The sequence below is a fragment of the Plebeiibacterium sediminum genome, from assembly GCF_026013605.1.
GTDB lineage: Bacteria > Bacteroidota > Bacteroidia > Bacteroidales > Marinilabiliaceae > Saccharicrinis > Saccharicrinis sediminus.
The window spans coordinates 50024-60491 of record NZ_JAPDPJ010000038.1 but is presented as its reverse complement, the minus strand read 5'-3'; the positions used below and the strand labels follow the sequence as shown (position 1 = coordinate 60491).

Below are 10468 nucleotides of genomic sequence, written 5' to 3'. Positions count from 1 at the left end.
TGAATCTTTACTTGGCCTTCAAAGCTTTTGATATTGATTTCAAAAAAGAAATGAACATATAAACAAACTCTGACACAGAATTTTGAACATACCCACAAAAAATTACGAGAAGGGGGAGATGATTCATGAGGCAGGAAATATCTGCCGAAATCTGTATTTTATTAAATCTGGCCTGGTAAAACACTTTAATTATTACAAGGGTAATCAATTTGTACTTCGGTTTTTTGAAGAAAACCAGTTTTTTATTGCCACTGATAGCTTTTTTTATAACAGGCCTGCTGAATATTCAACGGTAGCTCTTGAGGATACAACATTACATTACCTCTTATATGAAGATTTTGAACGATTATGTGAAAATCATCATTCTTTTGAAAGCTATGCCCGTAAGTTTGCTTCTATTGTGGCATATACTGCCATATCTAACTTAAAGGGCTTATTATACATGGATGCAACCGCTCGTTATGCCAAGTTTATAAAGGAATATGGTCATTTACAGCAACGTATCAGTCTTGGAGACACGGCAGGCTATTTAGGTATTTCTCAAGTTTCTTTGAGTAGAATCCGGTCTAAAAAGTAATTTTTTAACATTTGTAAAAGGAAATCTTTTTCAGTACATATACTTTTGTTTCATAGTCCTTCCCATAGTACAATAAAGGTTAGGAAGAAGAAATAGTATAATTCATATATTATACATTTCATTAATGTCGTAAAACAAGTACTTGGGAACGGTTTTAGTATATGGCAAAATAAATTTTATACGAAATAAGATTTAATAACAAATTAAAAAAAATTATAATGAGCAAAGTGTTGTACATTAAAGCCAATGCAAAGGCTGAAGGAGAGTCAAGAACATTTCAAATTTCAGACAGTTTTATTGAAACTTATAAAGCCAATAATCCTAATGATGAAATAATTGAGCTTGACTTATATGATGCAGGTTTACAGTTTTTACCAAAAGGTAAATTAAATGAAATGCGTGAGGCTGTAATGAAAGGCGATAAAGATCATCCTGTTTTAAAATTTGCATATCAATTTGCTGAGGCAGATAAGTATGTTATTGCAGAACCTATCTGGAATTTAGGTCTTCCTGCTATTTTAAAAGCATATGTTGATTACGTAGCAATCAGCGGTATTACTTTTGCTTACACAGAGCATGGTCCTGTTGGTTTATTAAAAGATAAAAAAGCTGTAAATATCATTACAAGAGGTGGTGATTATTCAGCTCAGCCAATGGAATCTCTTGAAATGGCAGATAAATACTTACGTAATATCTTTGGTTTTATGGGTATTACAGATTATACTACTATCGCAACTGATCGTCTTGATATCATCACAGAAGATACAGAAGCACTTCTTAGCGGAGCTAAAGAAAAAGCTAAAGAAGAAGCTTTGGCGTTCTAATAACCTATCATAGGTTTATTCTCAAAAAAAGAATCATTTAAATTTATTGATATTCAACTTGTAATTATTCAAGTTGTATTCTTCTTCAATTACAACGGGGTGCTATTACCACCTCCGTTGTAATCTGAATAGGGCAGATTACGTCCTTGTGAGATCTCTAAATACACTTTGTTGTAAGTGTATCCCAATAAATTATCATTAAACACATCTAACAAATAACATAGTTAGATAGCATTCAAATTATATTAAAAGCGAAAAGATGAAAAGAATATTAGCAGTAATGTTGCTTATTGTTGCAACTACATTCAGTGCGCTTAAAGCACAAGCACCACAAGATGGACCTCCACATCAATCAGCACCAATTCCATTGGAAATATTTTTAGGAAGTGATGGGTATACTTCTCAATTAGTACTTGACAGAAATTTTAAAGGTAGTAACAAGTTAGGTTACTTTGCTTTATCCTATATAAGAGCCAACTATGATAACGATGCTTATTTAAGAGAATCGATTAACCTGGCCATGTTTAAATATAAAATTTACAAGAATTTAAGTGTTCTTTCCGGAGCCTTAGTAAATTCTCACTGGGGATTCAGACCTTTTGCAGGAGCTCAGTATGGCTATCATACCAAAGACTTTATGGCAATGGTAAATACAGGATTCCATCTTACCGAAACAAAGAATTTTGAAACAATCGCTATGGCTGAATATCGCCCGGCAATTAAAGGAGCCTGGTCGTTATATACCAAGGTTCAGGGAATGTATAGCCAAAATACTTTAATTGGCGAGCACGACCGTAGTCATTTATACAGCCGCCTTGGTGTAAGTTATAAAGCATTCTCATTTGGATGTGCCTTAAACTGCGATTGGTATGGATACGGACCTATGAAAATTGATGACAATCAATGGGGGATTTTTATAAGTACAATTCTATAAGGCTTGCTCTTTGGTTAGCAGATTTAGATTTTGTATTTATTAAGCGGATGGACATGAATTTGAGATCAAAAGAAACAGGGGTGAGAAATACAAAAATGTTAGAGTTAACATTGTTATTGGCTAGTATGTTAACCATTTTGGCCAATGCTATTATTGCACCTTCTTTACCTTTAATAAGCCAGGCTTTTAAAGATGTGGAGAATGTTGAAATATTAACAAAAATGATGTTAACGTTACCTGCATTAACAATAGCAATCATAGCCCCTTTAGCTGGTAGATTACTTGATAAAGTAGGCCGACTAAAGGTATTGAATATATCATTGCTGATATATTTATTGGCAGGAACTTCGGGTTATTGGTTAGGTGGATTGTATGCGATATTAGCAGGCCGTATTGTGTTTGGATTAGGTGTGGCAGGAATTATGACGGTTTCAACAACCTTAATCGGCGACTATTTTACCGGTTCAAAACGAGAGCACTTTATGGGTTTACAAGGTGCATTTGTAGCCTTAGGTGGACTAATATTTATTACATCAGCAGGTGTTTTGACCGATATTAACTGGCGATTAACATTTCTGGTATATGGTTTTTCTGCCTTTATACTGATATTATCGCCATTTACATTACACGAACCCAATATTAGCAGAGAAAAAAGTGCTGCAGGATCAAAGGAGTCTGCAAAAGTATCTCCATGGGTGTGGCTTGCATTAATAAGTGCTTTTATAACAACAGTTAGTTTTTACCTTATTCCGGTACAATTACCTTTCTTTTTACAAAAATTAGAAGGAATAAACGGTAACAAAGTAGGTTTAGCAGTGGGATGTTTACCTTTTGCTCAGGCCATTGCTTCATTCTTATACAAAAGAGTAAAAATGAAGCTGAATTACATTGCCATTTATAGTTTAGGATTTGTTCCTATGGCCATTGGTTTTTCAGTAATTGGCTTTAGTGAAACTTATTGGCAGGTAATAACTGGTGTTTTAATCAGCGGTTTAGGATTAGGATTACTTATACCCAATGGTAATTTATGGGTAATGAGTTTAGTGCCAGTACATGTTAGAGGAAAATACATTGGTTTTTTAACTACTGCAACATTTTTAGGAATGTTCTTTTCACCAATGATTATTCAACCTGTACAACAATGGGTAGGTCTTAATTACAGCTTTATTGTAGTTGGAGTCACCTTGGCAGTAGTAGCATTAATTTACTTTTTTATTAAAAGTAAAAAGAATATATAGTTCATAAGGGGATTAGTATCCCCTTCATATCAATCACTTTGCAATAACTAAAAAAATAATCTATGAACACTTTTTTAAAACAAGGAATTATTGGAGCGTTAATGGGGTTTATTATGAGTTTTATTATGAATTATTTTACAACTCCGGTACCCGATACATTAATGGATCATGCAATTGGACATGGTATTACAGGAACAATCAGTGGTTTTATGGGTGGTTTTATGGGCATAATGGGTTACTATGCTCAACAGAGAAAGAATAAAAAAGCCGAAGTAAAGGATGCTTAAGCTCCCTAAAAGGAACGTTTGCTGTGTATAGTAAATAGATACGAGATACAATATCGCACCAGCGAGAGTATAGATGAGAGGAATTAAACACCAGTGAAGAAGTGTCTATTCTGGCTTAATCAAAAACATAATAAAGAGTACAAGATACATTCCCGCAATAGCGAAAGAGTTATAAGTTGTATGTTTTATATGATCTATTTTAAATAGATTCCAAACGAAAAAGAGCGTTGAATAATAATAATCAACACTCTTTTTTTTGCAAATACTTATCAGTAATTAATTCAATATTCAATAACAGAGAAACCTCCCGGTCTCAATATTTTAAATTTGAATTGAGGATTTACATCTATCAAATTAGTTGAAAACAAATCTCCTGGTTTAAGCATTGGAAGCTTAATTTCAACAACTTTATTTTTATTATTGGTATACTTAATTATATATCCTTTAAGATTATATGATGGTATATCATTTTTAACCTGAATTTGAATTAAAGCATCTTTATTACTAATTCTTTCAACTTTTGTAATATTAATTGGCGATGCAATTTGTTTAAATACAGAATAGGATGGTTTTGGATTTAAATTCACATCCGTAATTCCATGACGTCGGATTTTATACTTACCAAAACCTTCTTCTCCCATATGAGTTCGGTAATCGCTTAAACAGAAGTAAATATATCCCATTACAAATGGTTTCTTTTGCCACTCTTTAATATGGAAAAGCATATCATCTATTCTTCGTGCATCACCACCTGTATTAGCAGGTTCACATAGGCCATTTTCAGTAATTAAAAGAGGTCTGTTTTCAAGGGTCATTTTTAGCGTATCCAATTTTCCCGAAAGTTCATTTCTGTCTTTACCATGCCAGGTGCCAATATATTCATTCCAGGTAGGCATATCGAACAAAAGCGTTTCATCATCTTTCTTCTTTTGCCAGATTCTATTTGATACTACTGTTGTAAATCTTGATGAGTCCAGATTCTTTACAAACTTTTTAAGTTCCAGATAAGTTTCTTTATCTGTGTCTCCATTTACCTCATTACTTACGCCCCACGAAAATATACTTGGGTGATTATAATGATCATTTATAAAGCCTTTTAATTGCTTTTTGGCAGATTGAATCAATTCGGGACTCAATTTGGCTGGTCTTTGCCACCAGGGTAACTCTTCCTGAACCAATATTCCGTATTGATCCATCAAGCTTAGCATATATTCATCCTGAGGCCAATGAAAACGTGTAATGCAAACATTTAAATCTTTCATGGTACGAACGATAGAATCCATATAGCTGCGAGGTTCTGTAATGCCATATTTTGTGCTGCTACCAGGCATATATTCAATACCAGGAAGTCGTACAATTTCTCCATTTAAATAAAGATGTTCGTCTTTGATTTTAATATCTCTGAATCCAAACGCAACAGTCTTTTCGTCTGTTGAACTTTCTTTATTAATTACAGTAGTCTGTAGCTCATATAAATTTGGAGCATCAAAATGCCAGGGCTTAATCTTACCAAGCTTAAAAGAGTATTGGAATTTACCATTTATAGCTTTTAATGTTTTTGTTTCAGAAAGTATTACAGCTCCTGTTGATTTATCTTTAATAGCAAAAGAAAATGTAGCATTTGAAATATTCTTTTCCCATAGCTTAATCGATATACTTGTATTTCCTGTACTGTCATTCAGGTTAATCGCAGGTTTTACATGTACATACTGTAACGAAGGTTTACCTGTAAGAATCAAATTAACAGATCGAGTAATACCACCATCGTTTACCCAATCAAAAGCTTTATTATAAGGAAAATTGGTTTTAGAAAAGTCATTATTTACTGCTACTACAATTTTATTTTGCTGATTAAAAGATATGTATTTTGTGATATCAAAGGAAAAAGAGGTATAACCAGCATTTTTGTTTTCACCTAACTTTTTACCATTGATATATACAATAGCATCGTGATAGACAGCATCGAATTTTAATCGGATCACCTTGTTTTTCCAATTTCTGTCTGTATTAAATTCTTTTTCGTACCATGCCCATCCTACATACTCTTCACTTTCTTTATCAAGATTCCATGTATGGGGAACAATTACATTATTAGCGATATCTGTGGGAATACCTTTTTCCCAATTGCTTTCGAAACCAATATTCGCAGAATCAAGTGCAAAAATCCATGCGCCATCTAAGGATTGTACTTCCCTTGTTTGACTATGAGATTTTAGAGTAAAACTTAGAATTAAAAATGAAAGAAATAAAATTTTATTAGTCATATTTTAGATTTTAAGAATAATAAAGCCTGAGATAGCTTTTTCATTTAATGATGACTAATATAAATATGGTCAGGAGCTATAAAAATGGATGATTTAGTCTAAATAATGGATAAATACATTATTCAATCTAAATCACCTCAAAACTTACCACAATGTATTAACGTGTTTGCAACTTCTGCTTAATTTTTGCAGGTTGAACAATTACCATTAAAGCCGATAAAATACCAAATAAACCAATAACCCAGCTCATAGGCCATGGGGTATCATCATTAAATATAGCAAGTAAAACAGAAGAAAGCACACCACTTCCATATTGCAGAGAGCCAATTAAAGCAGATGCTGCTCCCGCCATTTCCGGTACATCATCAAGTGCTGCCGCATTAGCTGAAGCAGATACAATTCCATTCATGGAGAAAAAGAAAAATATAGGCACTGCAATTCCCATGATACCACCTATATTCATTTTTACCATAATGATTAAAGCTATACCTGATAACATGGCAATGGTTGTTGAAGTACGCAACAAACGCTTAAGACTAAACTTACGAACTAATTTGCGATTTATAATGCTTAAAGCCATGATTCCGGCAGTATTTACTGCAAAAAACCATCCGTAATTCTGAGGTTTAACACCAAAATAAGTGATGTAAACATGGGGTGATCCTGTAACAAAAGCATAAATACCTACATAATAAAAAGTAACACATAATGTGTACATCATAAATCTGCGATGGGTCAATAATATTTTATAATTGGCAAATGCTTTACTAATAGAAGCATTAGGACGCTTTTCTTTTGGCAATGTTTCCGGTAATAAAATTATGTAAGCCGGCATGATTACACCAAATGCGGTTAATAACCAAAATATGGTATGCCACGATGATATTTTTAGTATTTGTCCGCCCAATAAGGGACCAATGATTGGCGCAAGAGCCATTATAATCATTAAGGTAGATAACATTTCTGCAGCTTTGGTTCTGTTATGCATATCTCTAACCATCGCTCTTGATAACATAGGTCCGGTACAAGCTCCAACTGCCTGAACCATACGCCAAAATAATATTTCAGTAATATTGTGCGACATAGCACAACCAATACAACCTATTATAAATAATACAATACCAATAGTTAATGGCAATAAGCGACCTAAGCGATCACTAATTGGTCCCCAAATAAGCTGAGCAATTGAAAATCCAATTAAAAAACCTGTAATGGTAAGTTCAACATCACCACGCAGATCTATCTCCATTTGAGGCATTGCGGGTAAATAGATATCTGTAGACAGGGATGTAATACCCATAAAGGCTCCCAGAATACCCAATAAAATAACACTACTATTTTTTAAAGTATAAGAATGTTTAATCATATATTTTATTTTAGTCTGCAAAACTAGCAGCAATAAAACAGATTAATAGGGCATCAATTACTAAATCACTTACCATAATTACGGATAATAAAATATAGCCCTCTGATGTAATGATATAACTTATCTCAGAGGGCTAATATAAATCATCTATCTTATTGTTTTTCAAAAGTATTGCTTACTTCTTTTAACCAGTTTACAATTTCAATATGTTGCGGACAACTTTTTTCACACTTGCCACAGGCAATACATTCAGATGCTTTACCATTGTTTTTAGTATAATTTTCATAATATACTTTTTCAATGTCAAAAACACTTACCGTTTTTTGTTTTACAGTATTATATAGTGAAAAATACTCAGGTATAGCTATATTTTTAGGACATCCATCAACACAATATCTGCATGCCGTACACTGAATTGCAATGGATTCATTAATCATTTCAACAGCTTTATCTATCACAGATTGCTCAGTATCATTTAAAGGCTGAAATTCTTTCATATAGCTCATATTGTCTTCCATTTGGTCAAATGATGACATTCCGCTTAGAACAACAATCACATTATCGAGAGACGCTGCAAAACGAATTCCCCATGATGCTACAGATAAATCAGAATTTGATGATTTAAAATGATCCGCAACAGAATCAGGAACATTAGCCAGACTTCCTCCTTTTAATGGTTCCATTACCACAACTTTTTTTCCATGCTTTTGTGCTACTTCGTAACATTTTCCAGATTGAATACTCTGATTGTCCCAATCTATATAATTGATTTGCAGCTGAACAAATTCAATTTCCGGATGCTTTGTCAAAATCTCATCCAACAGTTTAGCATTATCGTGGTATGAAAATCCAATATGCTTAATCTTGCCTTGTTTTTGTTTTTCCTGAATAAAAGTAAAAGCATCAAATTTTTCTGCCTTCACATAATTATCTACACACAAATTATGGAGTAAATAATAATCAAAATAATCTACACCTACTTTTTCAAGTTGCTCATTAAATATTCGTTCCAAATCCCCTTCTTCTTTTAAAAACATGGTAGGCATCTTGGTTGCAATAGTATAGGCATCTCTTGGATATCTTTTCACCAAACATTCCTGAACCACATTTTCACTAATAAAATCATGATACATATAAGCAGTATCAAAATAGGTAAAACCATTGTTGATAAAAGCGTCAACCATTGTATTTACCTGATCATAATTAATGCTTTTCTGATCTTTTGCATCTAAAAGGGGTAAACGCATACAACCAAATCCGAGTTTCTTTTGCTGAATAAAATTCATTTTGTCTGATATTCTAATATTATTATGGGTATTTTCTATTTCAGTGGTTTAAGGATTAAGTCAATTTATTTTTTTATATCTAAAATGCAAATTTGTCAATAATTCATTTAAGAAAATGATATGTGTTACTGATATAGTTACCATAATTACTGATTATCAAAAAAACAATATAATCAGACGTATTGAGCAGTTGATACTCTGGTTCTGGTTATAAGTAGATTATTGTTTTTTTTATCAGTAAAAGGCTATATCCGTAATTGAGGTAAGTAAATCCGTAAATCAGATAGGGTAGTATACAAAAAACATTACAATTTTTGTATGGTCAAAAACAAATTTGTTTTTGCATCTATAGTAGTAACAAAATAGTATCGATCATTAATGAATAGGCTATTTTATCGTTTCTTGTTCCTAATTACAATTCATTAAATGGTCGATGCTTTTTTACAACTACTGATGCAACTCACATATGAGCATATTATAGTGATATAAAATCACAAAAATATATAACCTCTGCAGTGTCACGAAAGGAGGGAGATTAAAGAAAGTAAACAGGAGTGACCATAAAAGAGTATTGAACACATGCGAAAAACATTTAGAATTTTATTAGCAGTAGTATTATTAATAACAATAAGTGGTATGATGATATTGAAGCAAGCAAAATTTGGACAGTTGCCAAAAGGAGAAAGATTAGAGCGAATAAAAAACTCACCAAATTACAGAGATGGTGAATTTAAAAATATACATAATACACCAGTTGTTACAGCAGATAAAAACAGGTTTCAGTTGATGATGGATTTCATGTTCAGAAAGAAAATAAACCTTTCGCCAAACCATGAATTACCCGTAGTAAAAACAAATTTAAATGATCTAAAACCTGATGAAGATGTATTAATCTGGTTTGGTCACTCGTCATATTTCATGAAAATTAAAGGTAAAACCTTTTTAATTGACCCTGTATTCAGTGATTATGCTTCACCATTTTCGTTTATTAATAAAGCATTTAAAGGAACCAGTACCTATTCTGCAGAGGATTTCCCAGTAATTGATTATTTAGTAATTACTCATGATCATTGGGATCACCTTGACTATCATACCGTTTTGGATTTAAAACATAAAGTAAATCAAGTGATCTGTGGTTTAGGTGTAGGACAGCATTTTGAGTACTGGGGATATGAGAACAATAGAATCACTGAATTGGATTGGTATGAAGGTGTTGACTTAGCCAAAGATTGGCGTATGACGGCAACCCCTGCGAGACATTATTCAGGAAGAGGTTTTACCGGAAATCAAACCTTATGGGTTTCATTTGCACTACAAACACCCGGTTTTAATGTATATATTGGTGGTGATAGTGGTTATGATGCGTTTTACAAGGAAATTGGTGATAAATACGGTCCGTTTAATCTTGCTATTCTTGAACAAGGGCAATATGATCAAAACTGGAATTTAATTCATATTTTACCTGATCAAGTTTTTGATGCTGCTCAAGAGTTACAAGCCCAAAGTATATTACCAGTTCATAATTCAAGATTTGCTTTGGCTAATCATTCCTGGGTTGAACCATTAAACAAGATAACAGAAAACCATAAGGCATATGGAATTAAAACGCTTACACCTAAAATAGGTGAAGTAGTATTTGTTCATGATACAACCCAAACCTTTAAAAAGTGGTGGGAAGATATTGAATAATAC

9 protein-coding genes are annotated in these 10468 nt (G+C 32.8%); 6 read left to right on the top strand and 3 right to left on the bottom strand.

Annotation, left to right across the window (positions count from 1 at the left end; genetic code table 11):
• Positions 1-82 precede the first annotated feature (82 nt).
• From OM075_RS15540 to OM075_RS15520, 5 genes are all read left to right on the top strand, one after another.
• Entirely contained in the window at positions 83-577 is a 495-nt protein-coding gene (locus tag OM075_RS15540) for a Crp/Fnr family transcriptional regulator (RefSeq protein WP_301191454.1), read from the top strand.
• 218 nt (positions 578-795) lie between these two features.
• Positions 796-1401 carry an FMN-dependent NADH-azoreductase gene (locus OM075_RS15535; RefSeq protein WP_301191453.1) on the top strand — a complete coding sequence of 202 codons (606 nt, stop codon included), beginning with the start codon at positions 796-798 and terminating at the stop codon, positions 1399-1401.
• 259 nt (positions 1402-1660) lie between these two features.
• On the top strand, positions 1661-2335 hold the full coding sequence (locus tag OM075_RS15530) for a hypothetical protein (RefSeq protein WP_301191452.1): 675 nt from the start codon (positions 1661-1663) through the stop codon (positions 2333-2335).
• Positions 2336-2388: 53 nt separating this feature from the next.
• Positions 2389-3573 carry an MFS transporter gene (locus OM075_RS15525; protein WP_301191451.1) on the top strand — a complete coding sequence of 395 codons (1185 nt, stop codon included), beginning with the start codon at positions 2389-2391 and terminating at the stop codon, positions 3571-3573.
• Positions 3574-3635: 62 nt separating this feature from the next.
• Positions 3636-3860: a hypothetical protein gene (locus OM075_RS15520; RefSeq protein ID WP_301191450.1), complete on the top strand. Its 225-nt coding sequence runs from the start codon at positions 3636-3638 to the stop codon at positions 3858-3860.
• Between the two features lie 281 nt (positions 3861-4141).
• On the opposite strand, the gene OM075_RS15515 is transcribed toward OM075_RS15520, so the two are convergent.
• From OM075_RS15515 to OM075_RS15505, 3 genes are all read right to left on the bottom strand, one after another.
• On the bottom strand, positions 4142-6124 hold the full coding sequence (locus OM075_RS15515; RefSeq protein ID WP_301191449.1) for a glycoside hydrolase family 2 protein: 1983 nt from the start codon (positions 6122-6124) through the stop codon (positions 4142-4144).
• Positions 6125-6281: 157 nt separating this feature from the next.
• A complete protein-coding gene (locus OM075_RS15510; protein WP_301191448.1) occupies positions 6282-7490 on the bottom strand; it encodes a multidrug effflux MFS transporter in 1209 nt (402 codons plus the stop codon).
• A 152-nt stretch (positions 7491-7642) separates the two neighbouring features.
• Entirely contained in the window at positions 7643-8776 is a 1134-nt protein-coding gene (locus tag OM075_RS15505) for an aldo/keto reductase (protein ID WP_301191447.1), read from the bottom strand.
• Positions 8777-9355: 579 nt separating this feature from the next.
• On the opposite strand from OM075_RS15505, the gene OM075_RS15500 reads away from it, so the two are divergent.
• Positions 9356-10465, top strand: coding sequence for an MBL fold metallo-hydrolase (locus tag OM075_RS15500; protein WP_301191446.1), 1110 nt, complete (start codon positions 9356-9358; stop codon positions 10463-10465).
• The last annotated feature ends 3 nt before the right edge of the window (positions 10466-10468 follow it).

What these genes read in the sequence shown, in the direction of transcription:
- OM075_RS15510 (WP_301191448.1), bottom strand. Translation starts at nt 7,490, where the DNA reads ATGATTAAACATTCTTATACTTTAAAAAATAGTAGTGTTATTTTATTG.
- OM075_RS15535 (WP_301191453.1), top strand. Translation starts at nt 796, where the DNA reads ATGAGCAAAGTGTTGTACATTAAAGCCAATGCAAAGGCTGAAGGAGAG.
- OM075_RS15500 (WP_301191446.1), top strand. Translation starts at nt 9,356, where the DNA reads ATGCGAAAAACATTTAGAATTTTATTAGCAGTAGTATTATTAATAACA.
- OM075_RS15525 (WP_301191451.1), top strand. Translation starts at nt 2,389, where the DNA reads ATGAATTTGAGATCAAAAGAAACAGGGGTGAGAAATACAAAAATGTTA.
- OM075_RS15520 (WP_301191450.1), top strand. Translation starts at nt 3,636, where the DNA reads ATGAACACTTTTTTAAAACAAGGAATTATTGGAGCGTTAATGGGGTTT.
- OM075_RS15505 (WP_301191447.1), bottom strand. Translation starts at nt 8,776, where the DNA reads ATGAATTTTATTCAGCAAAAGAAACTCGGATTTGGTTGTATGCGTTTA.
- OM075_RS15530 (WP_301191452.1), top strand. Translation starts at nt 1,661, where the DNA reads ATGAAAAGAATATTAGCAGTAATGTTGCTTATTGTTGCAACTACATTC.
- OM075_RS15515 (WP_301191449.1), bottom strand. Translation starts at nt 6,124, where the DNA reads ATGACTAATAAAATTTTATTTCTTTCATTTTTAATTCTAAGTTTTACT.